Below are 24335 nucleotides of genomic sequence, written 5' to 3'. Positions count from 1 at the left end.
CCCTACGGCCTGGGAAGGATGCAGCCGCTGCGGGTGAGGTCGAGCTTGTTGTCCACACCGAAGCAGGCGGGGACGTGCCAGGTCTGCTGGGCGTAGTTGATGCCCGGGCGGACGGTCACCGTGCCGTTGGCGTCGACCTCGCAGGGGTTGTTGTCGGTGCAGCGCCCGCCGCTCTCGTTGCCCGTGTTGTTGACGCCGACGACCTTGCCGGTGGTGTTGTTGAGGACCGGGGAGCCCGAGGTGCCGCCGATGGTCTGGCAGGCGGAGGTGTAACGGATGGAGTCCTTCCAGGTCCAGGCGCCCTCCTTCAGGCGGTACGCGTATCCGTCGACGGCGCAGCTGTAGGTCCGCTTCCAGTACCCGGAGACGACGGTGATGGGGGTGCCGACGGTCGGGCGGGCGGTGTCGTAGACGAGGGCGTCGATGCCATACGTGCTCTTGATCTGCGCGTACGTGGTGGTGAGCTGGTACACCGCCATGTCCGTGTCGGTCATCGTGCCGTAGGCGATCTTGCTGGCGCGCAGGGTGCCGACGCGGGTGCCGGCGGAGTTGAGCAGACCGAAGGTGCGGGTGGAGGCCCGGTCGACGAGGACCTGGCCGGCGGCCGGGAAGCCGGTCTCCAGGCAGTGGCCGTTGGTCATGACCAGCGCCGGGTCGTTGTCCTCGGAGGCGGGCATCCGGACGACCGAGCCGGAACAGTTGCTGAGCGAGACGGTGCCGGCGAAGTTGACGGCCTGGATCGCCGGGGCCGGGGCCGCGAGGTCGGCCACGGCCTTGTTCGCCGTGTCGACGACGCTGCCGACGGCCGACTTCACGGGAGCCGCCGCGGGCTCCGGCGCCGCGACCGCCGGTGCCGCGCCCACCCCGGTGATCACCAGGGCGAACAGCGCGGCGACGAGAGGCTTTCTCATGTGGGGGTCCCCTCTTGCTACGTGGATTGCTGCGTGGGTTGCTGGGTGAGCTGCTGTGCGGGCTGTGCTGTGCGGGCTGTGCTGTGCGGGCCGAGCGGTGCCGTGCGGGCTGTCGTGCGGTGGGGCTGAAGATCTTTCGGCCACCGCAGTTTGTCATGCGCATTGTGAAGGCCGGGTGATGGCCGAGCAAGGAGTTGGTTCCGGCCGCACGATCTTCGGCCAGAAGGCGGGAGATCGGGGGACGGTGGGGCGGTTCGGGCGGGAGAGGCCGCCCCGGGTGGTGGAAAACACGACACGGAACGCGTTACCGGGCCGTAAGCTCACGGGCATGCAGGTGATCCAGTCGACGAAGCTCGCCAACGTCTGTTACGAGATCCGGGGCCCGGTGCTCGAGGAGGCGATGCGACTTGAGGCCGCGGGGCATCGGATCCTCAAGCTGAACACCGGCAATCCGGCGGCGTTCGGCTTCGAGTGCCCGCCCGAGATCCTGGAGGACATCCTCCGCAACGTGTCGTCGGCCCACGGCTACGGCGACGCGAAGGGCCTGCTCGCGGCGCGCCGCGCGGTGGTCATGCACAACCAGACCCTCGGCATCGAGACGGACGTCGAGCACGTCTTCATCGGCAACGGCGTCTCCGAGCTGATCGTGATGGCCATGCAGGGCCTGCTCGACGACGGCGACGAGGTCCTCGTCCCGTCCCCGGACTACCCGCTGTGGACGGCGGCGGTCTCCCTGTCCGGCGGCACGGCCGTGCACTACCGCTGCGACGAGCAGGCCGACTGGATGCCGGACCTCGCGGACGTCGAGCGCAGGGTCACCGACCGCACCAAGGCGATCGTCATCATCAACCCGAACAACCCGACGGGCGCGGTGTACGACGAGGCCATGCTGCGCGGGCTCACGGACATCGCGCGCCGCCACAACCTCCTGGTCTGCTCGGACGAGATCTACGACAAGATCCTCTACGACGACGCCACGCACACCCCGACGGCCTCGGTCGCCCCCGATCTGCTGACCCTCACCTTCAACGGCATGTCGAAGGCGTACCGCGTGGCCGGCTACCGGGTGGGCTGGATGTCGATCTCCGGGCCCCGCGCGCACGCCGACTCCTACATCGAGGGTCTGACGATCCTCGCGAACATGCGGCTGTGCGCGAACATGCCCGGGCAGCACGGGGTGGTCGCCGCGCTCAGCGGACGCCAGACGATCAACGACCTGGTCCTGCCCGGCGGGCGGCTCAAGGAGCAGCGGGACGTCGCGTACGAGCTGCTGACGCAGATCCCGGGCGTCACGTGCGTGAAGCCGAAGGGGGCGCTGTATCTCTTCCCGCGCCTCGACCCGAACGTCTTCAAGATCAAGGACGACCGCCGGATGGTCCTCGACCTGCTTCGGCAGGAGAAGATCATGGTCGTCCAGGGCACCGGGTTCAACTGGGCCGAGCCCGACCACTTCCGGGTGGTCACGCTGCCGACGGTGGGTGATCTGCGGTCCGCGATCACCCGGATCGGGAACTTCCTGGACGGATACGCGCAGGCTTAGCGGCGCGGCGCGGGTGGTGGACCGGAGCTTTCGGACCTCGCTCAACTTTAGAACGAATCTAAGGTAGAGTGGTCGTCCGAGAGCTTGGAGGCCATCCCATGTACGAGCCGATCCGCACGAAGTCGGTCCACACGATGGCCGGCACGACCTCCTCCGACTTCCCTCACCGTTCGCGTGAGGAGGAGCTGGACATTCAACTCGCGGGTCATCTGGCGGCGCTGCTGGCGGCCACCGACGAGCTCCGCGCGCTGAGCCCCTCCGACGACCTCGACGCCGCCGCGGAGGCGCTGGCCGCGCGGGTCGCCGGGCTGCGGGGCGGGCTGCCGCCGGTCCGCGTCGCCTCCGGCGGGGGCGCGGGGGATGTCGCCGCGCTGCACCGTCGCGCGCACGCGCTCGCGGGGCGGGCACTCGTCGTCGCGGCGTCCCGCGCGGACACGGCGTCCGCGATCCTGGCGGCCGAGCGGATGGACGCGCACGCGGCCATCCCGCTGAGCGCGTAGCAGCCCGGGGGTACGGACCCATCGTCGAGCGCGCCTCCGGTGGGACTTCCCGCGCAGTTCCCCGCGCCCCTAAAAGCCCAGGCCCTACGGACCTACGAAAGCTCAGCCTTTCGCCCCTGAAAGCCCAGGCCCTACGGGCTTGAAAAGCCAGGCCCTACGGGCTTGAGAAGGCCAGGACCTGCGAGCCTGAAAGCCACGGCCTGCGGGCCTGAGAAGCGGCGGGCGCAGCCCCTGCTTTTCAGGGGCGCGGGGAACTGCGCGACCAGCCCCCACCGCACCCGCACCCGAAAACAGCCGGGCGCGCCCCATGCCTTCAGGGGCGCGGGGAACTGCGCGAGAAGCCCCACCGGGCCCGCGCTGAAGCACGCACCGAAACACGCACCGAGGCCCGCACCCCCGGCGGCAGCCGCCCGTTGCGTTCCGGGACCACCGCTTCACCCCCCGTTCACCCGGAACGACGAGGAACGTTGGGTTCCGGGAGCACTCTCCCCCTGTGAGACGAATCGCAGGAATCGTCCTCGCGGTCCTGCTGATCGGCGGCGTGGTGGCAGCCGTCGTGGCAGGCCGGGACACCGGGGACACGAGCACGGCAACGAAGACCGTGCGAGGAGTGATCGGGTCGGAGAAGGCGGAGTTCTTCGCCGACCCCCAGGTGGTGAAGGCCCTGGCCGCCAAGGGCTACACCGTGAAGACGGAGACGTCGGGATCCTGGGCCATGGACGGCCTGGATCTGAAGGGATACGACTTCGCGTTCCCGTCCAGCAAGGCACCCGCCGACGAACTGGCCGCGAAGTACAAGGTCCGTGAACCACTGCCCCGCCCCTTCTACTCCCCCCTCGTCGTGGTCGCCCACCGGGACGCAGCCGAGGTGCTGCGCGGGAACGGGTTCGCCACGCTCGACAAGGGCCGGGGCGTCCTCGACATGGCCGCCTATCTGAAGGCCGCCGAGAAGAGCCGGACATGGCAGGACCTCAAGGGGTCCGAGAAGTACGGCGAGTTGATGGGGCTGCTCTACATCGCCACCACCGACCCGACCACCTCCAACTCGGGCGCGCTCTACCTCGCCGCCGCCTCCAACGTCGCCAACGGCGGCCGTGTGGTCGCGAGCAAGGCGGACCTGGACAGGACCGCCCCGCTGATGCACGAACTGATCAGCGTCCAGGGCGCCCAGCAGCCGAGCACCGACGCGGCGTTCCGTGACTTCGTCAGCGGGGTCGGCAATCCCCTCGTGCTGGTCTACGAGTCACAGGTCGCCGCGCTGCTCACGGCGGACCGGCGTGTCGACGACCTGGTCGTCCTCTACCCGGACACCACCGTCTTCAGCGACCACACCGTCGTGCCGGTCACCGACGAGGGCCGTGCGCTCGGCGAACTCCTCGGCACGGACCCGGTGTTGCGCAAACTGGCGGCCCGGCACGGCTTCCGGCCGCAGGGCGCGGCCACCGAGTTCACGTCGGCGACCGCCGGCCACACCACCCACCTGATGCAGAAGCTGACCGTCCGGCAGGCGCCCGTGCCCACCTCCGAGGTGCTGCACGAGATGGCGCGCCGGGCCAGGGGCCAGTAGGACGAGGGGAAGACGACACATGACCATCGAAGACGGCAACGACGACCACACCTTCACGCTCACCCCTCCCGCACCGGTCGCCGCCGTGCCCCGGGAGAAGGCCGGCGGACTCGTCCCGGTCGAGGAGTCCGTGCGGACGGACATGGCCCGCAGGGCCGAGGAGTACGTGCGGGGGCTCACCGTCCTCGACGCGCGCTCCCCGGAGTTCGCCGGCAAGGTCGGGGAGATCACCTCGCTCGGCGCGGGCGAGATGCGCACCGCCGCCGCACAGTCCAACCGGATGCTGGAGCGGACCGTGCGCAGCCTGCCGAGCAAGGGCGGGGACGCGCAGTCGCAGGTCGCGGGCTCGCTCGTCGAACTCCGGCGCGTGGTGGAGGACCTGGACCCGAGGGATCTGCCGGCGAGCAGGGGCCGCAGGTTCCTGTCCCGGCTGCCCGGCGGCAACAAGCTGCGCGACCACGTCGCCAAGTACGCCTCCGCACAGGGCACGCTGAACAGGATCGTGGGCTCCCTGCGCGGCGGGCAGGACGAACTGCGGCGCGACAGCGCCGCGTTGCAGACCGAGCGGGTCCGGCTGTGGGAGACCATGGGCAAGCTCCAGGAGTACGTCGTCCTGACAGAGGCCCTGGACACGGCCGTAGAAACCCACATCCGGACGCACGTCGACGGCGTCGACCCGCAGCAGGGCGACACCCTGCGCGCAGACGTCCTCTTCCCCGTCCGGCAGAAGCACCAGGACCTGCTCACCCAGCTGGCCGTCTGCGCCCAGGGCTACCTGGCCATGGACGTCGTACGGCGCAACAACGAGGAGCTGATCAAGGGCGTCGACCGGGCCGCCACGACCACGGTGTCGGCGCTGCGCATCTCGGTGATGCTCGCCTCCGCGCTCGACAACCAGCGCAAGGTCGTCGACCAGGTCAACGCGTTGCGCGGCACCACAGAGGACCTGATCCGGGGCAACGCCGAGATGCTGTCCACCCAGAGCGGCGAGATCCAGCGCATCGCCGCCGATCCGGCCGTCGGTGCGGAGACGCTCCGCTCGGCCTTCCAGCAGATCTACCGCACGCTCGACGCCATCGACACCTACAAGGTGCAGGCCACGGAGACCATGGCCGCGACCGTCGAGTCCCTGACCTCCGAACTCCAGAACGCGAGCCAGTACCTGGAGCGCAGCCGGAACCAGGGTGCGCTGGAAGGGGGACTCGGATGAGCACACCGACAAGAGCGGGGACGGCGACCCGCACGAGGGCACGCGCCACGGCGGCCGTCGCCGCGGTGACTGGGCTCGTGCTCCTGACCACCGCCTGCACGGCCGGGGACGAGGCGGGGCCCGGCCCGGCGGAGGCCACCCAGTACATTCCCGGCACCCTGCGGGTCCTCGCCTCCAGCGAACTCGCCGACATGAAGCCGGTGCTGGAGCGCGTGGAGAAGGACACCGGCATCAAGGTCCGGCCCACCTACATGGGCACGCTCGACGCGGTGGACCTGCTCACCGGGTCCCGGGCGACGGGCTCGTACGACGCCCTGTGGCTCTCCTCCAACGACTATCTGCGGCTGCGCCCGGACGCGGCGAAGCAGGTCGTGTCGGAGACGCCGGTGATGTCCAGCCCGGTCGCGATCGGCGTGAAGAACGAGACCGTCGGCAAGCTGGGGTGGAAGCCCGACCGCGTCACCTGGCCGGACATCGAGAACGCGGTGGCGGACGGGAAGCTGACGTACGGCATGACCGACCCCTCCCGCTCCAACTCCGGTTTCTCGACACTGATCTCGGTGGCGTCCGGCCTGTCCGGCGCCCAGTCCGCGCTCACGGACGCGGACGTGGCACGGGCGACGCCCCGGCTGAAGGAGTTCTTCGCCGGGCAGAAGCTGACGTCGGGGTCCTCGGGCTGGCTGGCGACGGCGTACGACCGGCGCGGGGACGTCGACGCGCTCCTCAACTACGAGTCCGTGCTGAAGTCGCGCCAGGACCTGACGGTGATCCGGCCGCGCGACGGGGTCGTCACCGCCGACTACCCGCTCTCGTCGCTGGCGTCCACGAGCAAGGACGTCCGGGACGACGTACGCCGGCTCACCGACGCCCTGCGCACCCCGGACATCCAGCGCCTGATCACCGAGAGGACGCTGCGCCGCCCGGTCGTCGCCTCCGTCCCGCCCGCGGCCGGTCTCGACACCACGCGCCGCCGCGAACTCCCCTTCCCCGGCTCCCGGTCCGTCGCCGACGGCCTTCTCGACGCGTACGAGAACGAGCTGCGCCGCCCGTCGCGGACCGTGTACGTCCTGGACACCTCTGGCTCGATGGAGGGCGACCGGCTCGACCGGCTGAAGACCGCGCTCACCGAGCTGACCGGCGACTTCCGCGACCGGGAGGAGGTCACGCTGATGCCGTTCGGGTCGGACGTGAAGAGCGTGACGACGCATGTCGTCCGGCCCGAGGACCCGAAGGCCGGGCTCGACGGCATCCGCGCCGACACAGGCAAGCTGTCCGCCTCCGGGGACACCGCCATCTACACCTCGCTGCGGAAGGCGTACGAGCATCTCGGCGCCGCCGACCGGGACACCTTCACCTCCATCGTGCTGATGACGGACGGCGAGAACACCGAGGGCGCGAGCCCCGCCGACTTCGACGACTTCTACGAGCGGCTGCCCGCCGCCGACCGGCGGATCCCCGTCTTCCCGATCCTCTTCGGCGACTCCGACCAGGGCGAACTGGAGCACATCGCCGACCTGACCGGCGGCCGCCTCTTCGACGCCCGACAGGGCTCACTCGACGGCGCCTTCGAGGAGATCCGTGGCTACCAGTAGATTCATGGCGTACGTCGAGTCCCGCAAGAACCTCACCGGCAGCGCCCTCGGGATCGCCGGACTCGGACTGACCTTCGCGGGGATCGCGGGACCGTACTGGCCGGTCGTGGTCGTCGGGCTGTACGGCGCGGGCGCCCTGATCGCCCCGCCGGAGCGCCCCCCGCCGCCGGACTTCCCGGACCCCTCGGCCCAGCTCGACGAGGTGCGGACCGACTTCGGCACCCTGCGGGAGTACCTGGCCGGTATCGAGCTGCCACCCGCCGCGTCCGGCCGGCTCACCGAGCTGACCGAACTCCTCACCGCCCTCCTCGATCCCGGCTGGGTCGCCGAGATCCTCGCCCGCGACCCGGAGGGCGTCCACGCTCTCTCCCGGGCCGTACGGCAGGACGTCCCCGAGGCGGTCGACACCTTCGTACGCACTCGCTGGTGGACCCGGCTGACCCCGGGAACGGAACCCCCGGAACGCCACCTGGAGCGCCAACTCGGCTTACTGCATGAGGAGTTGGGCCGTCTCGCGGCGGCGCTGCGCGATGCGGAGGCACGTCGGCAGGAGTCGCACACGCGGTACCTGGAGGACCGGTCGGGATGAGGGGGCGGGTCGGTGCGTGGTGGGTGGGTGCGGGTCCGGTGGGGCTTCTCGCGCAGTTCCCCGCGCCCCTGAAAAGCAGGGGCTGCGCCCCGTGCTTCTCAGGCCCGCGGACCCGTCGCCTTCCAGGCCCGCCAGGGCCTGGGCTTTTAGGGGCGCGGGGAACTGCGCGATCAGCCCCCACCGGGCCCGCACCCGCCGACGCAACCCGCATCACCCCCTACGACCGGCGGGCAGCCGTCAGCCGAGGTTCGCCAGGATCACGATCAGCAACACCACCCCCACCACCACCGCCAGCACCTTCAACGCCGCGTACGGGGACGGCGGCTGATCCGGCGGAGCCACCCACGGGGCCCCCGGGGCCGTCGCGGGACGGGGTCCGTTGAACACGTCGTGCCCGGTGACCGCGGCCCGGGTGCACCAGGGGCACGTCGGCAGATGGGAGCCGTAGGTGTGCAGGGGCCGTACCGTGCAGGCGCGCACCTCACCGCGCTCCTTGTCGAGGGCGCGGAGCCAGGCCTCGGCCTTCGGCCGGGCGTCGGGGTTCTCGACGCCGGCGCCGAAGGCCGCCTTGGCGAGGGTGAGGAGTTCGGTCGGCAGGACGGAGGGGTCGATCGTGCCGCGCGGGATGGTGACCCGCTCGGGGCGGACGACATAGCTGCAGCTCGCGGCGATGTTGTCCTTGACGGTCGACTCGGAGGCACTCTCGTGCGGGACCCCGCCGAAGGGGTGGTTGCCGGCGGTGAGCAGCTGGTAGACGAGGACGGCGAGGGCGAAGTCGTCGCTCTGCCGGGTCGCGGGGCCGCCCGCCTGGCGCTCGGGGGACGAGTAGTCGGTGGTGTGCATCAGGCACGGGAAGAGTTCGCCGGTGACCGGGTCGGTGAAGGCGATCGAGTCGCAGTCGAGGAAGGTGACGAAGCCGTTGCCGTCGACGACGACGTTGCTGCTGGAGAAGTCGCCGATGACGAGGTCGTCGTAGTGCATCCGGGCCGTCATGAAGGCGAGGTTCCAGGCGACGCCCAGCAGGAACCGCCAGTCGGCCCGGTCGGGGAAGAGCTTGAGGCGCTGGACACGGGTGAACAGGCCCACCAGCTGCACGTGCTGGGGCTCGCCGAACCGGCGCATCGCGTAGCCGAGGAACTCGCCGTTCGTGCCCCGGGCGATCGCGGTGGGCCAGGCCAGCTCGGGCGGCTGGTTGGCGTCCGTCGGGCGGGCGGCCAGCGGGGACATCGTGAGCATGCGGGCCAGCCGTCGCTCCTGGTCCGGCCCAGGTGTGTCCCGGTAGATCTTGACGACGATCCCGGCGTCCCCCTCCACGGGGAACACCGCCGCCTGCCCGCCGCCCTTCAGCGGCAACTCGGCCAGCGTGACCCGCCTGCCGTCGAGAAAGACCGTGCGGCCGCTCATGGCCGTACCTCCGGGTGTCATTGGGCCGGTCGCCGCCGCGCGGACGCGTCGGCCTGGGGGCAGGGCCACGACCGGCAGAGTCGTCCGTCGTGCGCAGCGGTCATCGCCCGTGCGGTCATCGCCGGTGCGTGCGGACCGCTCGCAGCAGGGTCTTGTCGTCGGCGTTGAGGGCGGTGAGGCGGTCGGAGCGCAGGAGGGCCGCCAGATTGGGGTCGCGGTCGTCCTCGGCGGCGGTGTCCAGGGAGCGGAACACAGCGTCGGCGAACGAGGTGTTCGGGGACGTGGCGCCGTCGGCCGCCCGGTTGAGCATGGCCTGGGCGAGGCCGTCCGTGGACAGGAGCACCCCGTCGACCCCGTCGTCCGCCACGCACTCGGTGTGGGTCCAGCGTGCCGCGTCCGGCGAGGTGAGGAACACCGTCTCGTTGCTGTACTCGCTCGCCGCCGCGGCCTGCGGCAGCAGATGGAACTGCCGCTCCCCGTCCTCCGTCCCGGCCCGTACGACGACGAAGCCGTCCCCGACGGTGACATGACCGATCCAGCCGGGGGCGAGCACCACCACCGTGAGGGTCGTGGCGAAGTCCTGCGCGTCGGCGCCGGTCCGGTCGAGGAAGTCCTTGCTCACGTCGTGCAGGGAGTCCCGCAGCAGTTCGTGCACGGCCTCTCCCGGCGGCACCTCCAGGGCCGCCTCGGCCCGCCGCCCGAAGTGCTCCGTCGCGAGCCGCACCGCGAGCCGCGCGCCCTCCTCCGAGCGCGGCCGGCTGCCGGCCCCGTCGGCGACGGCGAGCACGGCGACGGAGGCCGTGGCGGTGGCGGCGCACGCGTCCTGACAGGGCAGTCCCTGGCGCCGGTGCCGGTAGCCCTCGACGCTCAGACCGTGGATCCGCCAGGGCGCGGCGGCGGTCATCTCACGCCTCCCAGGCCGGGCGCTGCGTCTTGAACTGGCTGAAGATCTTCTCGAACACCTCGTCCCCCGCGCCCTTCTGCTCGGCGTTGGCGCTGGCGGACATCATCTGGAGCAGCTCCCGGAACGGGAAGCCCTGCAGCCGGGCGTTGAACTTCGGCGCGAACGCGCGCAGCACCTGCTCCCCCCGGTCCGTGATCCCGCCGACCCCGATCGCGTACAGCCGGAAGCGGCGGGCGCTCTGCTCCTCGGCGAGGACGGGGACCAGCCGGTGCCAGGAGTCGGTGAGATGACCGGTCGGGTCGGTGGGCAGGCCGTCGGTGACGAGGCAGATCTGCGGCCGGTAGTACTGCAGCCCCGAGGCCCGTAGTTCGGCCTTGCGGGCCGCGACGATGTGCATCGCCAGCTCCAGCGCCTCGGTCATCAGGGTGACTCCGGCGGCCGTGAGCTGCGGTGCCTGGAATGCGTGCGCGGGTATGAAGGGGCTCGTGCGGGTGCGCGGGTCGAGGAGCTGGGGTCCGCGCCAGGCGCCGACACCCTGGCCGCCGAACGTGACGACGGCGACCTCCACGCTGTAGCTGAGGCTGACGTCGTCGTGGAGTTCGCGGGTCCATTCGGCGAGCGCGTTGTTCAGCGTCTGGATCGGCGGACCCGCCATGGAGCTGGACGTGTCGAGGCAGAGCACGAGCGGCATGCGCTGGGCGTTGTTCTCGAACTCGATGTCGGCGTACTCCGCCGGCAGTGTGGGCGGGTATTCGCGGTGCATGGTTCTTCCCCCTGTGCCTGTGTGTTGCCGATGCCTGTGTTGCCGATGCCTGTGTCGCGGTCGCCGCTGCCGGGCTCGCGGCTGGTGCTGTCATGGCTGCCGGGGTCGCGGCCGGCGCTTGCCGGCCGGTGGCTGCCGGCCGGCGCCGCCGGGGGTCATCTGGGCGTGCCCTTCGCGTGCCGGGCGGCGGTCGGCGGGAAGGCGTACAGGACCTCGGTATCCCGTTCCCGTGCGTCGGTGACGTCGACGAGAGCGCCGGGGGCGGGTGGTGGGCGCCCCGGCTCGGCCCACACGGCCCGGCGCAGCACCCGGTCAAGTTCGACATAGCCCTGCGGGTGGAGTTCGGTCCGTACGACGGCGGTCCGGGATTGCGTCGGGCGGGGTCCCACCTGACGCCCGTACCGGGGTGCGGGCGCGGCGCGCAGCCGCGTGGTGGCCTCGTCCCCCTCGTCGGCCGCGCCGCCGAGGCCGTTACCGCCCCCTCTCCCGCTCCCGTTTCCGCCCCCGCTCCCGCTTCCGTTTCCGCCGCGCGCCGCGTGCGCCGGCGCCGCCCGGGTGGGTCCGCCGAGGGCCCGCCCGGGAGACACCGCCCGATGGCCCACGGCCACCGGGCCCCTGGACCGCCGGATCACGATCACGAAGGCGAGCAGCAGCAGGGCGAGGAGGAGACCCATCCAGAAGGCGGTCCAGGCGCCGCTGCCGTAACCGGCGGGTTCGTCGTCGGTGATGCCGGCCTGTTCACCGCCCTGCTTCTGGCCACCCTGCTTCTGGCCGCCCTGCTTCTGGCCGCCCTGCTCGGCGGATCCGCCCGGGGAGGTGTCGGCGGGCGGCTTCCCGTCGTCGTCCCCCGGGCCGATGGCGTCGACATGGCTGGTGACGTCGGCGGCCAGACCCGCGTCGATCAGCGCCCTGCCGTCCAGAGGGGCGGACTTGTCGCCCCTGCGCTCGATCAACTCGCACATCAGTGTGCGGTCGACGCAGAGGCCCGCGTCCTTCAGGGCTCTCATCGGGCCGGGCCGCAGCCGGTCGATGCGGGCCTCGGGGTGGACGAGCCGCCCCTCGGCCAGGACCAGCAGGGCCGTACCGCCCTCACCGGTGGCCTTGTCCTTCTGCACGCGGACCACGAGCGGGTACCGGTCCCTGCGCAATGTCTCGATGTCCTGGTGCTGCCGCTCCTCGACGTCCTCGTACGCCAGTGGCTTGTCCAGCGTGATCACGACGGGGCCGTCCTTGATCACCTCGGCCCAGCACTCCAGCTGCTCGGTGAGCCGGTCGGCACATGCGTCGGCGACCGCCACGGACGGCCCACCCGGCACGAGTGCGACCAGTGACCCCACCAGCACACCGACGAACGACAAACGCCCGATCGCACCCATCGCACCCACCCCCCGTGGCCTGAAAGGCACCCCCCCGCGGCCCTGAAATAGCCCATCCCATAGTGGAGCAGGCGACGGGGCGGCCGGAAGGGTTTGGTGCATTCCGCCGGTGGAGTTACGGCGACTTTCGTCGACTTACGATCAGTACGCTTTTCACTTCTACAACTTGAACACCTGATGGCAACGGCTGAACATCTGTCGCGCCCTCTCCACCCAGTCATTGGCCAGCGCGTCGAAGTCCGCCTGGGTGATGCGGCACGTCAGCGGCAGGTCGCACACCCCGGCGAGGCAGGGCCGGGGCCCCCGCACGTCCCACACGGAAAGCATGGGAATCAATTGTTCGGTATTCCATGCGTTCGACGCGGCCGCCGCCATGGCGAGTTGATCCTGCCGGAGGAAATGCCCGTCCGTCGCGAAGGCCACGAGAAGTCTTTTGGTGGTCATGAATCTCACCGTGACCATCCGCCCCGCCTCGGGGAGATCGAATCGCAGGGACACGGATACGGTGTCGTGGACCGTGTGGTAATTCCGCCGGGCGACCCAGTTCTGCACCAACTGCCGCCAGTGTGTGCCGAGGTCGTGTATCTCGGCGTTGACCGAGGGATACGCCTCGCGGCCCCCGGAGGACTCCCGGCCCGTGGACGATTCCCGGCCGGAGTAGGAGCCTTGGCCCGGGTGGGAGCTGTGACCCGGGTAGGAGTCAGGCACCGTCACGGACCACCGCCCCGGCGACCATGGCGTCGGTCAGACCGGCGTCGAGCAGTGCCTGTGCGTGGAGCAGCAGGCAGGAGGGGACGGACTCGCTCGTCGTACGGCGCAGGTGGCGCTCCTTCAGCTCCTCGTACCGCACCTCGATGGTCCGGGCCACCTGCGGGGGCGGCCACACCTCGGCGCTCGCGTCCTCCTCCACCAACTCGGCCAGGATCTCGGCGAGTCGGGGCCGGTCCTCGGGCCGCTTGGCCAGACAGCGGGCGATCAGGGGCCGCAGTCCCGCCGGTACGCCGTCCAACCGGGGCTCTCCTCGTACGACCTCCACGCGCACGCCTTCGCCACTGCCGTGCGGGGAGCGGCCGGTGAGCGCGTACACCAGGACGCCGCCCAGCGAGAAGATGTCGCTCGCCGGTCCGACCCGGTCGCCGCGGATCTGCTCGGGCGACATGAACGGCGGGGTGCCGACGACGACACCGACGCGGGTGAGGCCGGGGGCGCCGTCGACCCGGGAGATGCCGAAGTCGATGACGCGGGGGCCGTCCTGGGCGAGCAGGACGTTGGCCGGCTTGAGGTCGCGGTGGATCACGCGCGCGGCGTGGATGGCCTGCAACGCCTCGACGAGTCCGGCGCCGAGGGGGCGGACCTGGGCCTCGGGAAGGGGGCCGTCGGCGCGGACCGCTTCCGCGAGGGAGGGGCCGGGGACGTACAGGGTGGCCAGCCAGGGGAGTTCGGCGGTCGGGTCGGCGTCGACGACGGCTGCGGTGTAGGCGCCGCTGACCACACGGGCGGCGGCGACCTCGCGGGCGAAGCGTTCGCGGAACTCGGGTTCCGCGGCGAGTTCGGGGCGGGCGACCTTGACGGCGACCTCGCGGCCGGCGGGTGAGCGGCCCAGGTAGACCCAGCCCATGCCGCCCGATCCCAGGCGGCCGACTATCTTGTACGGGCCGATCTTCAGGGGGTCACTTACGGGTGTACACACCCCGCTCACCTCATTTCGGGGTTCGGTGCGGATGTCCCGAGTGTCCCGCGAAATCCGTTGCGCGGCAGCCCTTTTCGCCCCCTCCGCCCCTACCCGTCCCATCCTTCAGGGGCTGCGCCCCTTCAACCCCCAGCCGCCGACCCGGTGGGGGCTTGTCGCGCAGTTCCCCGCGCCCCTGAAAAGCAGGGGCTGCGCCCCGTGCTTTTCGGCCCGAAAGGGCCGTAGGCCCTCTAGGGGCGCGGGGAACTGCGCGAGAAGCCCCACCGGAGCCGCACTCGCCGACGAAACCCGCACCCCCGAGCGACTGGGCGCACCACATCCCGACGCGCGCACAAAAAATCCGCGATCGGCCGAAGGAGACGTCGCTGGTCAGGGCAACCCATATCCGGCCGATCGCGGAGCACACACGCGGACGTCAGCCCAGACGGCTCACCAGCGCCCGGTACTCGTCCCACAGCTCCTTCGGCGTGTGATCACCGAAGGTGTTGAGGTGTTCGGGCACGAGCGCGGCCTCCTCCCGCCACACCTCCTTGTCGACGGTCAGCAGGAAGTCGAGGTCGGACGCGGACAGGTCCAGCCCCTCCGTGTCGAGCGCCTCCGGCGTCGGGAGGATGCCGATCGGCGTCTCCACACCCTCGGCCTTGCCGTCCAGCCGGTCCACGATCCACTTCAGGACCCGGCTGTTCTCGCCGAACCCGGGCCAGACGAACTTGCCCGCGTCGTTCTTGCGGAACCAGTTGACGTAGTAGATCTTCGGCAGTTTCGCCTGGTCCTTGCCCTTGGCGACATCGACCCAGTGGCCCATGTAGTCGCCCATGTTGTAGCCGCAGAAGGGCAGCATCGCGAACGGGTCGCGGCGCAGCTCGCCGACCTTGCCCTCGGCCGCGGCGGTCTTCTCGGACGCCACGTTCGCGCCCAGGAACACCCCGTGGTTCCAGTCGAAGGACTCCGTCACCAGCGGGACCGCCGTGGCGCGGCGGCCGCCGAAGAGGATCGCCGAGATCGGCACGCCCTTGGGGCTCTCCCACTCGGGCGCGATGATCGGGCACTGCGAGGCGGGCACCGTGAACCGGGCGTTCGGGTGGGCGGCCGGCGCCTCGGCGTCCGGCGTCCAGTCGTTGCCCTTCCAGTCGGTGAGGTGGGCCGGAGTCTCCTCCGTCATCCCCTCCCACCACACGTCGCCGTCGTCGGTGAGCGCCACGTTGGTGAAGACCGAGTTGCCCCACAGCGTCTTCATCGCGTTGGCGTTGGTGTGCTCACCGGTGCCGGGTGCGACGCCGAAGAACCCGGCCTCGGGGTTGATGGCGTAGAGCTGCCCGTCCTCGTCGAAGCGCATCCACGCGATGTCGTCGCCGATGGTCTCGACGGTCCAGCCCTTGACGGTCGGCTCCAGCATCGCCAGGTTCGTCTTGCCGCACGCCGACGGGAACGCGGCGGCGACGTACTTCGACTCACCCTGCGGCGGGGTCAGTTTGAGGATCAGCATGTGCTCGGCCAGCCAGCCCTCGTCCCGCGCCATCACCGACGCGATGCGCAGGGCGTAGCACTTCTTGCCGAGCAGCGCGTTGCCGCCGTACCCGGAGCCGTAGGACCAGATCTCGCGGCTCTCGGGGAAGTGGGAGATGTACTTGGTGCTGTTGCAGGGCCACGGCACATCGGCCTGACCGGGCTCCAGCGGGGCACCGAGGGTGTGCACGGCCTTCACGAAGAAGCCCTCGGAGCCCAGCTCGTCCAGCACCGGCTGTCCCATACGGGTCATCGTGCGCATGGAGACGGCGACGTACGCGGAGTCGGTGATCTCGACGCCGATGGCGGAGAGCGGGGAGCCGAGCGGCCCCATGCAGAACGGGACGACGTACATCGTGCGCCCGCGCATCGCGCCGCGGAACAGACCCTTCTCCCCCTGGAAGAGGTCCCGCATCTCGGCGGGGGCCTTCCAGTGGTTGGTCGGGCCCGCGTCCTCCTCCTTCTCCGAGCAGATGAACGTCCGGTCCTCGACCCGGGCGACATCGGTCGGGTCGGACGCGGCGTAGTAGGAGTTCGGGCGCTTGATCGGGTCGAGCCTTCGGAAGGTGCCCTTCTCGACGAGCTCCCCGCACAGGCGCTCGTACTCGGCCTCGGATCCATCGCACCAGACCACGTTGTCCGGCTCGGTCAGTTCGGCGATCTCGTTCACCCACGCCACGAGTTCTCGGTGGGCGGTCGGGACGGTTGAAGGGGGAGCCGCGATGTCGCGCGCCACGATTGCTCCTAAAATGAGGGATTTTTTGTGGGAGGCCCCGTGGGGGCTGCGACCCGGATGCTTCATCAGTGGTGCCCTTGGCGCTCATCCGGTGCCGACTGCACTCATTTGATCATCCGACGAGAGTGCCCATATGTCCATAGGGCCTCACACGTGAGCATGGTGACCATCACCACTCACCCAACCGCGCCCGAAAGGTTTCTTTGCGTCACCGCCGGTTCACCGCAGGTATCCATACGAGCGGCCGGACGCCCTCCGAGGGCTACCCGTGAGACGATGGCCACTTCCGAGCGGGCGAACAGGACGCGCGGTCCCGTAAGTTACGGTTCCGTAGGTACGATGCAAGGTATGACAGCGTCCGTCCCCGATGCGCACCCGGAGACGCCGGCCGACAGCCGCACGTCCGACGCGCGATCCCTGCCGCATCAGATCGCCCACCAGATCACCGACGAGATCCATCAGATCACCGACGAGATCAAGCCCAGACTCCGCGGCTGGCTGCATCTCGGCATGTTCCCGGCCGTACTCGTGGCCGGTCTGGTACTCACCGCCCTCGCCGACTCCACACGCGGACGCATCGCGTGCGGGGTCTTCGCGCTCACGGCCTGCCTGCTGTTCGGCGTGAGCGCGCTGTACCACCGGGGCACCTGGAGCCCGAAGATGGACGGCGTCCTGCGCAGGCTGGATCACGCCAACATCTTCCTGATCATCGCGGGCTCCTACACCCCGCTCACGATGCTGCTCCTGCCCGGCGCCAAGGGTCAGTGGCTGCTCTGGGGCATCTGGGGAGCGGCGGTCGCCGGCATCGCCTTCCGGGTCTTCTGGGTCGGCGCCCCGCGCTGGCTCTACACCCCCTGCTACATCGCGATGGGCTGGGCGGCGGTCTTCTTCCTGCCCGACTTCATGCGCACGGGCGGCATCGCCGTCCTGGTCCTGGTGATCGTCGGCGGCCTGCTCTACAGCATCGGCGGAGTCATCTACGGCCTCAAGCGCCCGGACCCGTCACCGCGCTGGTTCGGCTTCCACGAGGTGTTCCACTCCTTCACGCTCGCCGCGTTCGTCGTGCACTACGTGGGGATCTCGATGGTGGCGTACCAGCACGCCTGACCCTCCGGGACGACCGGACACGCCCACTCTTCCGTGGCCGCGGCTCTCAAGCCGCGGCCACTTCCGCATGCCCGCCCGCGCAGCACTCCCCGTACCGATCAACCATCCAGCAATTGGCATACGCCATCTTTTGAGAGCTATTGTCATTTCATAGAGACTGCCATCACCCCTTCCCGGGCTCGGCCCGGCCCCCGCCGCTGGTGGGCCCTCGGCGCCCTCGTCGCGAGCATGCTGGTACTCGGTTTCGACATGACGATCCTCAACGTGGCGCTGCCGACCATGGCCGGACAGCTCGGCGCCACCACCGGTGAGCAGCAGTTCATGGCGGACGCGTACATCGTGGTCCTCGCGGCCCTGATGCTCCCGGCCGGGCTCCTCGGCGACCGGTTTTCGGGCGACGGCGGATGCTGATCACCGGGCTCGGCATCTTCCTCGCCGGGTCGGTGGTGGGCGCACTGGCCCAGTCCGGCGCCCTCGGCACCCCGCCCGCCGACCGGGTGGGCTGGGGGTCCCCCCACGCCCCTAAGGCAGCGGGGGAGGCTCCGGCCTGCTGATGACCTTGCGTCAGGTGGGCGGCGCGATCGGCATCGCCCTGCTCGGCAGCCTGCTCGCGGGCGTCTTCCGGGACCACATCGACACCGCCGGGCTGCCCGCGCCGGCCGCCGACACGGCCGGGGACTCGGTGGTGGCCGCCCACATGGTCGCCGAACGGACGGGCGCGGCCGATCCCCTCACCTCCGCGAACGCCTCGTACGTCCACGGGATGGGCCTCGTCCTGCTGGTGTGCGGCGCCACGGCCCTGGTCGCCGCGCTGCTGGCCATGGCTCTCCTGCCGAGCGCGCCGACGGCGAACGAGGGCGAGAGCACCGGCGGCGCGGAAACCGGGCCTGACCTGGCCGACTCGCGGGCCGATGCCCGACAATGACCGCATGACGGCCGCACGCCCCAGCACCCCCACCGGCACCCCCACCGGCACTCCCGCCGACCGCCCGCCGCTCGGACTTCGTGAGCGGAAGAAGATCAAGACCCGCGAGGCGATCCGCGCCGCGACCTACGCGCTGGTCGAGGAGCAGGGCTACGACGCCACGACGATCGAGCAGATCGCCGACCGGGCGGAGGTGTCGCCGTCGACCGTCTTCCGCTACTTCCCCACCAAGGAGGACATCGTCCTCACCGACGAGTTCGACCCGGTCCTCCTGGAGGAACTGCGGACCCGGCCGGCGGACGAGCCCTGGACGGACAGCATCCGTCACGTGATGCGGGAGGCCGTCCGCACGGGCGTCGAGGAGGACGCGGCGGTGGCGCGGCTGCGTACGCGCCTCATGGTCCAGATCCCCGCGGTGCGCTCGCGCATGATGGAGAGCATGTCGGTCACGGGCCGCATGCTCTGCACCGCCGTCGCCGAGCGCACCGGCCGGGACCCGGACAGCCTGGAGGTACGGGTCTACGCCATGTCCCTGATCGGCGGTCTGCTGGAGACGTCCCTCTACTGGGCCGAGAACGACCACCGCGACGACTTCGCCGAACTCGTCGACCGCACCCTGACCACGCTCCAACACGGCCTGCCGAGGGGAAATCCCTGAGTCCGCCCCCCTCCCCCGTGCCATCCTGACCTGGTGAAAGCCGCCGAGATCCATATCGAAGTCGCCCCCGAACTGGCCCTGTTCGTCCCCCACGGCCGCCGCGCGGGCGCGACCCCGCTGGCCACGGACGGAATCTCGACCCTGGGCCACGTGGTCGAGTCCCTCGGCGTCCCACTGACGGAGGTGGGCGCACTGGTCGTCGACGGCCGCGAAGTCCCGGTGTCCCACATCCCGACGCACGGCGAGTCGGTCACCGTGCGCCCGGTGGAACGCCCCCAGCGCGTCCCCGGCGCCCCGCTCCGCTTCCTCCTCGACGTCCACCTCGGCACCCTCGCCCGACGCCTGCGCCTGCTGGGCGTGGACACGGCCTACGAGTCGACGGACATCGGCGACCCCGCGCTGGCCACCCGTTCCGCCGCCGAACAGCGGGTGCTGCTCAGCCGCGACCGGGGCCTCCTGCGACGACGCGAACTGTGGGCCGGCGCGTACATCTACAGCACCCACCCGGAGGACCAACTCCAGGACGTACTGGCCCGCTTCGCCCCCGACCTGCACCCCTGGACCCGCTGCACCGCCTGCAACGGCCTGCTCAAGCCGGCCACGAAGGAGGAGGTCGCCGACCGACTGGAGGGCGGCACCCAGAAGTCGTACGACGTGTTCGCCCAGTGCGACGCATGCGGCCGGGCGTACTGGAAGGGCGCGCACCACGAGCAGTTGGAGGCCATCGTGCGGGAGGCGTTGAGGACGCGTACGGGCTGACTTCGAGCCGAGTGCCGAAGCGCCGCGCAGGCAGTCCGATCGGGCACCGCGCACAGCCACCACACCTGCTGCGGTGCATATGCCGGCCGCCGACCCATAAAACCCACCGAAAGGGTGTGAACGGGCACAAAACAGTCACTCGCTTACACAACGGATCAAACGGATCAATAGTTCGTGATCTTGTGAGGAGGAGTGGCTGATGAGCGAGGCAGCGCAGGGCGACACGACGAGGGTGCGGCAGACCGGGGAGACGGCCAGGGCCGAGGCGTCCGCCACCGCCGATCAGGCCAGGCAGGCCGCGGGACAGGTCGCGGGTACCGCCATGGACCAGGCCAGGACCGTGGCGGACGAGGCCCGGCAGCAGGTAGGGGCGGTCGCCCACGACCTGCGGAGCCGTGCGATGAACGAGGCCGAGGAGCAGACCCGACGGGCTTCCGGTTCGTTGCGCCATTGGGCGGACGACCTGGCCGGGATGGCGGAGAACGCCCAGGGCGACTCGCCCGCCCGTAGCCTCGCCGCTCAGGCGGCCGACGGCGGGCGCCGGGCGGCCGACTATCTGGACGAACAGGGAGTCGACGGGATCCTCACCGACGTGCAGGACTTCGCCCGCCGGCGTCCCGGCATCTTCCTGGGCAGCGCGTTGCTGGCAGGGCTGGCCGTCGGGCGGCTGGTGAAGGCGGCGAAGCCCGACGGGGCGGGTGAGCGAGGACAGCAGCCCGCGGCTCCGGCCTCGGGGCTGCCCACGGCGCTCCCGTCCGGTCCGCCGCCGGAGCTGCAGCCGTCCGTCGGCATGCCCCCGGGTGGCGCGTCCGCTCGCCCCTATTCGGAGGTGTGAGCGATGTCCACGCTCCACGCCCGCCCGGTGGAGGTACGCGGTCGGGACGCCTCGGTGGGCGAGTTGCTGTCCGCCGTGACCTCCGACGTCCAGACCCTGTTCCAGCAGGAGGTCGAACTGGCCAAGACCGAGGTCAAGCGGGAGGCGACCAAGGCGGGTAAGGCGGCCGGCATGTACGGCGGCGCGGGCTTCGCCGGGTACATGGTTCTGCTCTTCCTGTCGGTGGCCGCGGTGCTGGGCCTGGCCAACGTGATGGACGGCGGCTGGGCCGCCCTGATCGTGACCGCGGTGTGGGCGGCGGTCGCGGCGGTGTTGTACCAACGGGGCCGCACCCAGATGCGCACCGTGCACCCGAAGCCCGGACAGACAGTCGAGACGTTGAAGGAGAATGCGCAATGGGCACGTCACCCGACCAGATGAGGGCCGAGATCACCGCGACCCGGGACCGGCTGTCCGCCGACGTGGACCGGCTCGCGGATCGGGCGAGCCCCCGCCGCATGGCCCGTCGTCGCACCCGCAGGATGCGCGGCGCGGTCTCGGGCCTGGGAGAACGGGTCATGGGATCCGCCTCCCAGACCGCCCATGGAGTCGGCGGCAGCGCACAGTCCATGGCCGGATCCGTCCAGGAGGGCGCCCAGCAGGCGGTCGACACCGCGCGTGAGGCGGGGGGCCAGGCCGGTGAAGCCGTACGGCAGGCTCCGGACCAGGTGATGCGCCAGACGCAGGGGAACCCGCTGGCCGCCGGTCTGATCGCCTTCGGCACCGGTTTGCTGGCGGCCTCGATGCTGCCTGCCTCCCAGATGGAGCAGGAGAAGGCCACCGAGCTGATGCAACGCGGCGGCGAGGCGCTGGAACCGGCGAAGCAGGCCGTCCTCGATTCCGCGCAGAACCTGAAGGAGGGCGCCAAGGAGGCCGCCCAAGGCGCGGCGCAGGAGGTGAAGGACACCGCCGCGGAGGCCGCCCGCGCCACGCAGGACGAGGCCCAGGACCAGGCCGCCCAGGTGACCGAGCAGGCACGCGACTCCGGAAGGCAGGTCGCCGACGAGGCCCGGCCGCCACAGTCCGGCCCCGGCTGAGCGGCGCCGCAGGCGCCCGGTGACGCGCACACGCCTCCCCGGCTCCGGCCGGGCGGTGACGCGCGGTCCGCCCTGCCCCTGGCATGGCCCGGTGCCGCGCACATCGTCCGTCCCGCGTCACCGCCACGGCCCCGTATCCGGCGGACCACCGCCGGATACGGGGCCGATCGTGCCGACCTCATCGATCGTCAGCCGCGTTTCACATCCCCCTTCCCGCAAGCCAGACCATCCCTGTTCCGGTCCAGCTTCAGCGGGTCGTCCCCGCCGTTGACCTTCAGACGGCCGTAGTCGTTCTCCTTCAGCCACTCGCAGCGGGACCCCGTCGTCTTCTCGACCTCGTCGGGGAAGGTGGTCGGAACGCAGATGTTGGCGCTGCCGTAGTGGCGGTCGCAGCCGGAGATCGTCGGGCTGACCTTCTTCGACCTCGTCTTCTTCTGCGGGCCGGTGGTCCTGCCCTTCGGGGCGTCCGCGAAGTCGTGGACATGGGCCGAAGGGGCGTCGCCGGAGGCCGCGGCCAGGGCGGACGGGCCCTGGAGGTGGACCCATTCCGCGACGGACGGGACGCCGTTGGCGTCCACCGCGAAGAGCATGTACCAGCCGGGCGGCGCCAGGTTGGGGTTGCTCGTCACGTTGAGGTCGATGTTGTTGCCGTCGACGGACAGCGGCAGGTCCACGAACCGCTGGTTCGGGTCCGAGGAGTGCGTGACCGCCGCGGGGCGGATCAGTTCCGCCTTCACGATCGGCCGGTCCACCGTGATCCGCTGCGTGTCGCCGTACACCCACTCCTTGTCGATCACCGATGTGATCTTCGGGCGGGGACCCTTCAAGAGGTACGGCGGGGTGTAGACCGACACGTCGTGGTTCCAGGTGCCGTTGCCCGGGTTGTCGCCCGTCGTCATGACACGGCCGTCGGGGAGCAGGAACGCCGAGGAGTGGTAGCCGCGCTCCTCCGGGTCCGTCGCCACCGGGTCGAAGGTGTTGGTCGCCGGGTCGTAGATCGACGACTCGTAGACCGGGTCGGCACGGTTGTGCAGGGCGCCGCCCGTCTCCAGGACCTTGCCGTCGGGCAGCAGCACCGCCGAGACGTACATCTTGCCCTGGTTGCCCGTCTGGGCGACCTTGCCGTTGCCGAGGTCCACCGTGCCCTGCGGGATCGGCGGGCCCGCGACGTACGCCGGGTTCGCGGCCTTCAGGTCGATGACGTCCGTCAGGCGGTTGGCGTCGGGGTTGGACTCGATGTTGCCGCCGCCGAGCGTGAGGACCTTCTGGTCCTGTGCGGGCGGCAGCAGCACGCTCGCGGACTGGTCGCGCTGATCCTTGTTCTGCAGGCCGGGGATCTGGGTGATCGTGTTGGCGCCGTAGTCGTAGATCGCGCTGCCCGTGCCGGGGATGTTGTTGCCGAAGACATGGCTGCCGGAGTAGAAGAGGCGGCCGTCCTGCATGAGGATCATCGACGGGTACAGGCCCCAGTACGACCAGGTCTGGTGGACCTTCCAGAGTTCGAGCCACTTCTGCTCGGCGTCCGACCACAGCTCGGCCGTCACCGAACCCGTGGAGTCCTCGCGCAGTCCGCCGAAGGAGATGACGTCACCGTTGCCGAGGATCGTCGCCGACGGATACCAGTGGCCGTCGTTCATGTCGTTGGTCTTGCTGTAGGACTCGGTGACCGGGTCGAAGACGTACGAGTCCTTGTAGCCCTCGTAGCCGTGACCGCCCGCCACCGGGTACGCCTTGTTGCCGCTCATGACGAGGACCCGGCCGTCGTCCAGTTGCACATGGCCCGCGCAGAACATGTCGTCCGGAGTCGGGATCTGCTTGTACGTGCCGTTCTTCGGGTCGTAGACCGCGGAGGTGAACGTCCCCGCCTCGAACATCTGCTCGCTGTTGCCGGAGCCGGCGATGAGCAGCACCTTGCCGTTGTTGAGGACGACGGAGTGCATGGAGCGGACGGGGTTCTTGGTGGGCAGCACGTCCCAGCGGCCGTTCAGGCACTCGTCCGGCGTGCCCGTGCACTGCGGCTGGGGGACGGGGTCGGCGACCTGGTCCATCGTGTAGTCGTCGGTGGTGACCGAACCGGTGCCGTAGACCGAGACGCCCCAGGTGATCCGGTCGGTGCCCGCCGGGATCTCGGGGGTGCGGACCGTCGCCTCGGTCCAGCTCCCGGCCATGTCCAGCGTCTTGAGGTCGGTCCAGTACTGCCAGCCGGCCGTGGTGTCGTGCCGGAAGAGGGTGACGGACGTGTCCGGGGTCGTCGACTTGTACCAGAGGGCCAGGTCGTACTGCTTGCCCACCGTGACCGTGGGCGCGCAGGCCGCCGACTCGGTGATGAGGGCCTTGCGGTCACCGGAGACCCGGCGGGTCAGCTCGACCTTCATGGCCTTGGTGCCGGAGTGGGCGCCCGCCACCGTGGTGAAGGTGAAGTCGTTGTCGCCCCAGCCGGACTTCTCCCAGCAGTACGGCATGCCGTCGGTGCCGGCGGTCTCGAAACCGGGGTTCTGGACCAGGTTGGCGGCGGACGCGGACTGGGGCGAGACCAGCAGGAGGCCGGCGGCGAGCGCCCCGACCGCCAGCAGGGCCGTGCTCCGTCTGACCCTGGGCAGGGGCCCGGGTCTGCGGCGGATCCCGAAGCGGCCCCGCAGACGGAAGCGGCCCAGATGCGAACGGCCCCGCAGATGGCTCATCGGATG

At 70.6% G+C, this 24335-nt stretch carries 21 protein-coding genes and 1 pseudogene; 13 read left to right on the top strand and 9 right to left on the bottom strand.

The window, feature by feature from the left end; genetic code table 11:
* Nucleotides 1–2 precede the first annotated feature (2 nt).
* Entirely contained in the window at nucleotides 3–911 is a 909-nt protein-coding gene (locus ACWCRJ_RS13585) for a S1 family peptidase (protein ID WP_450939449.1), read from the bottom strand.
* A gap of 328 nt (nucleotides 912–1239) precedes the next feature.
* Between ACWCRJ_RS13585 and ACWCRJ_RS13580 the strand changes: the two genes are divergently transcribed.
* From ACWCRJ_RS13580 to ACWCRJ_RS13555, 6 genes are all read left to right on the top strand, one after another.
* Complete coding sequence (locus tag ACWCRJ_RS13580) at nucleotides 1240–2451, top strand: pyridoxal phosphate-dependent aminotransferase (RefSeq protein WP_046917215.1); 1212 nt, start codon at nucleotides 1240–1242, stop codon at nucleotides 2449–2451.
* Nucleotides 2452–2549: 98 nt separating this feature from the next.
* Nucleotides 2550–2951, top strand: a complete 402-nt coding sequence (locus ACWCRJ_RS13575) for an SCO4983 family protein (RefSeq protein WP_450939448.1) — start codon at nucleotides 2550–2552, stop codon at nucleotides 2949–2951.
* Nucleotides 2952–3444: 493 nt separating this feature from the next.
* A complete protein-coding gene (locus tag ACWCRJ_RS13570; protein WP_450939447.1) occupies nucleotides 3445–4518 on the top strand; it encodes a hypothetical protein in 1074 nt (357 codons plus the stop codon).
* A 19-nt stretch (nucleotides 4519–4537) separates the two neighbouring features.
* Nucleotides 4538–5728: a toxic anion resistance protein gene (locus ACWCRJ_RS13565; protein WP_450939446.1), complete on the top strand. Its 1191-nt coding sequence runs from the start codon at nucleotides 4538–4540 to the stop codon at nucleotides 5726–5728.
* A complete protein-coding gene (locus ACWCRJ_RS13560) occupies nucleotides 5725–7320 on the top strand; it encodes a substrate-binding and vWA domain-containing protein (protein WP_450939445.1) in 1596 nt (531 codons plus the stop codon). Before ACWCRJ_RS13565 ends, ACWCRJ_RS13560 begins: the two co-directional genes overlap by 4 nt.
* Nucleotides 7321–7324: 4 nt before the next feature.
* Nucleotides 7325–7909 carry a hypothetical protein gene (locus ACWCRJ_RS13555; protein ID WP_450939597.1) on the top strand — a complete coding sequence of 195 codons (585 nt, stop codon included), beginning with the start codon at nucleotides 7325–7327 and terminating at the stop codon, nucleotides 7907–7909.
* 237 nt (nucleotides 7910–8146) lie between these two features.
* Here ACWCRJ_RS13555 and ACWCRJ_RS13550 read toward each other — a convergent pair whose 3' ends face one another.
* The 7 genes from ACWCRJ_RS13550 to ACWCRJ_RS13520 form a co-directional block, all read right to left on the bottom strand.
* Nucleotides 8147–9313, bottom strand: a complete 1167-nt coding sequence (locus ACWCRJ_RS13550; protein WP_450939444.1) for a hypothetical protein — start codon at nucleotides 9311–9313, stop codon at nucleotides 8147–8149.
* Nucleotides 9314–9428: 115 nt separating this feature from the next.
* A complete protein-coding gene (locus ACWCRJ_RS13545) occupies nucleotides 9429–10217 on the bottom strand; it encodes a PP2C family serine/threonine-protein phosphatase (RefSeq protein ID WP_450939443.1) in 789 nt (262 codons plus the stop codon).
* Nucleotide 10218: 1 nt separating this feature from the next.
* Nucleotides 10219–10980, bottom strand: coding sequence for a vWA domain-containing protein (locus ACWCRJ_RS13540; protein WP_450939442.1), 762 nt, complete (start codon nucleotides 10978–10980; stop codon nucleotides 10219–10221).
* Nucleotides 10981–11135: 155 nt separating this feature from the next.
* Nucleotides 11136–12356, bottom strand: coding sequence for a hypothetical protein (locus ACWCRJ_RS13535; RefSeq protein WP_450939441.1), 1221 nt, complete (start codon nucleotides 12354–12356; stop codon nucleotides 11136–11138).
* A 159-nt stretch (nucleotides 12357–12515) separates the two neighbouring features.
* Entirely contained in the window at nucleotides 12516–12800 is a 285-nt protein-coding gene (locus ACWCRJ_RS13530; protein ID WP_237547582.1) for a hypothetical protein, read from the bottom strand.
* Nucleotides 12801–13056: 256 nt separating this feature from the next.
* Entirely contained in the window at nucleotides 13057–14046 is a 990-nt protein-coding gene (locus ACWCRJ_RS13525) for a serine/threonine-protein kinase (protein ID WP_450939440.1), read from the bottom strand.
* Nucleotides 14047–14461: 415 nt separating this feature from the next.
* The gene (locus tag ACWCRJ_RS13520; protein WP_450939439.1) at nucleotides 14462–16288 is read right to left on the bottom strand and encodes a phosphoenolpyruvate carboxykinase (GTP); all 1827 of its coding nucleotides are present in this window, start codon (nucleotides 16286–16288) and stop codon (nucleotides 14462–14464) included.
* Between the two features lie 348 nt (nucleotides 16289–16636).
* Here ACWCRJ_RS13520 and trhA point away from each other — a divergent pair, with 348 nt between their 5' ends.
* The 7 genes and pseudogenes from trhA to ACWCRJ_RS13485 all read left to right on the top strand — a co-directional run bounded on the left by trhA (nucleotide 16637) and on the right by ACWCRJ_RS13485 (nucleotide 21648).
* Complete coding sequence (gene trhA, locus ACWCRJ_RS13515) at nucleotides 16637–17395, top strand: PAQR family membrane homeostasis protein TrhA (protein WP_450939438.1); 759 nt, start codon at nucleotides 16637–16639, stop codon at nucleotides 17393–17395.
* A 150-nt stretch (nucleotides 17396–17545) separates the two neighbouring features.
* A pseudogene (locus tag ACWCRJ_RS13510) lies at nucleotides 17546–18320 on the top strand (MFS transporter).
* Between the two features lie 4 nt (nucleotides 18321–18324).
* A complete protein-coding gene (locus ACWCRJ_RS13505; RefSeq protein WP_450939437.1) occupies nucleotides 18325–18978 on the top strand; it encodes a TetR/AcrR family transcriptional regulator in 654 nt (217 codons plus the stop codon).
* Nucleotides 18979–19011: 33 nt separating this feature from the next.
* A complete protein-coding gene (locus ACWCRJ_RS13500) occupies nucleotides 19012–19737 on the top strand; it encodes a Mut7-C RNAse domain-containing protein (protein WP_450939436.1) in 726 nt (241 codons plus the stop codon).
* 199 nt (nucleotides 19738–19936) lie between these two features.
* A complete protein-coding gene (locus ACWCRJ_RS13495; RefSeq protein WP_450939435.1) occupies nucleotides 19937–20572 on the top strand; it encodes a hypothetical protein in 636 nt (211 codons plus the stop codon).
* A 3-nt stretch (nucleotides 20573–20575) separates the two neighbouring features.
* Nucleotides 20576–20992, top strand: a complete 417-nt coding sequence (locus ACWCRJ_RS13490; protein WP_450939434.1) for a phage holin family protein — start codon at nucleotides 20576–20578, stop codon at nucleotides 20990–20992.
* Nucleotides 20968–21648, top strand: a complete 681-nt coding sequence (locus ACWCRJ_RS13485; protein ID WP_450939433.1) for a DUF3618 domain-containing protein — start codon at nucleotides 20968–20970, stop codon at nucleotides 21646–21648. Before ACWCRJ_RS13490 ends, ACWCRJ_RS13485 begins: the two co-directional genes overlap by 25 nt.
* Nucleotides 21649–21836: 188 nt before the next feature.
* On the opposite strand, the gene ACWCRJ_RS13480 is transcribed toward ACWCRJ_RS13485, so the two are convergent.
* Nucleotides 21837–24329 carry a galactose oxidase-like domain-containing protein gene (locus ACWCRJ_RS13480; RefSeq protein WP_450939596.1) on the bottom strand — a complete coding sequence of 831 codons (2493 nt, stop codon included), beginning with the start codon at nucleotides 24327–24329 and terminating at the stop codon, nucleotides 21837–21839.
* Between the last annotated feature and the right edge of the window lie 6 nt (nucleotides 24330–24335).

It is taken from the genome of Streptomyces sp. NPDC002324 (assembly GCF_053593335.1).
The sequence above is the reverse complement of the archived record's forward strand: the minus strand, read 5'-3'. Positions and strand labels throughout refer to the sequence as shown.

What these genes read in the sequence shown, in the direction of transcription:
- ACWCRJ_RS13585 (WP_450939449.1), bottom strand. Translation starts at nt 911, where the DNA reads ATGAGAAAGCCTCTCGTCGCCGCGCTGTTCGCCCTGGTGATCACCGGG.
- ACWCRJ_RS13580 (WP_046917215.1), top strand. Translation starts at nt 1,240, where the DNA reads ATGCAGGTGATCCAGTCGACGAAGCTCGCCAACGTCTGTTACGAGATC.
- ACWCRJ_RS13575 (WP_450939448.1), top strand. Translation starts at nt 2,550, where the DNA reads ATGTACGAGCCGATCCGCACGAAGTCGGTCCACACGATGGCCGGCACG.
- ACWCRJ_RS13565 (WP_450939446.1), top strand. Translation starts at nt 4,538, where the DNA reads ATGACCATCGAAGACGGCAACGACGACCACACCTTCACGCTCACCCCT.
- ACWCRJ_RS13560 (WP_450939445.1), top strand. Translation starts at nt 5,725, where the DNA reads ATGAGCACACCGACAAGAGCGGGGACGGCGACCCGCACGAGGGCACGC.
- ACWCRJ_RS13555 (WP_450939597.1), top strand. Translation starts at nt 7,325, where the DNA reads ATGGCGTACGTCGAGTCCCGCAAGAACCTCACCGGCAGCGCCCTCGGG.
- ACWCRJ_RS13550 (WP_450939444.1), bottom strand. Translation starts at nt 9,313, where the DNA reads ATGAGCGGCCGCACGGTCTTTCTCGACGGCAGGCGGGTCACGCTGGCC.
- ACWCRJ_RS13545 (WP_450939443.1), bottom strand. Translation starts at nt 10,217, where the DNA reads ATGACCGCCGCCGCGCCCTGGCGGATCCACGGTCTGAGCGTCGAGGGC.
- ACWCRJ_RS13540 (WP_450939442.1), bottom strand. Translation starts at nt 10,980, where the DNA reads ATGCACCGCGAATACCCGCCCACACTGCCGGCGGAGTACGCCGACATC.
- ACWCRJ_RS13535 (WP_450939441.1), bottom strand. Translation starts at nt 12,356, where the DNA reads ATGGGTGCGATCGGGCGTTTGTCGTTCGTCGGTGTGCTGGTGGGGTCA.
- ACWCRJ_RS13530 (WP_237547582.1), bottom strand. Translation starts at nt 12,800, where the DNA reads ATGACCACCAAAAGACTTCTCGTGGCCTTCGCGACGGACGGGCATTTC.
- trhA (WP_450939438.1), top strand. Translation starts at nt 16,637, where the DNA reads ATGACAGCGTCCGTCCCCGATGCGCACCCGGAGACGCCGGCCGACAGC.
- ACWCRJ_RS13505 (WP_450939437.1), top strand. Translation starts at nt 18,325, where the DNA reads ATGACGGCCGCACGCCCCAGCACCCCCACCGGCACCCCCACCGGCACT.
- ACWCRJ_RS13495 (WP_450939435.1), top strand. Translation starts at nt 19,937, where the DNA reads ATGAGCGAGGCAGCGCAGGGCGACACGACGAGGGTGCGGCAGACCGGG.
- ACWCRJ_RS13490 (WP_450939434.1), top strand. Translation starts at nt 20,576, where the DNA reads ATGTCCACGCTCCACGCCCGCCCGGTGGAGGTACGCGGTCGGGACGCC.
- ACWCRJ_RS13485 (WP_450939433.1), top strand. Translation starts at nt 20,968, where the DNA reads ATGGGCACGTCACCCGACCAGATGAGGGCCGAGATCACCGCGACCCGG.
- ACWCRJ_RS13480 (WP_450939596.1), bottom strand. Translation starts at nt 24,329, where the DNA reads ATGAGCCATCTGCGGGGCCGTTCGCATCTGGGCCGCTTCCGTCTGCGG.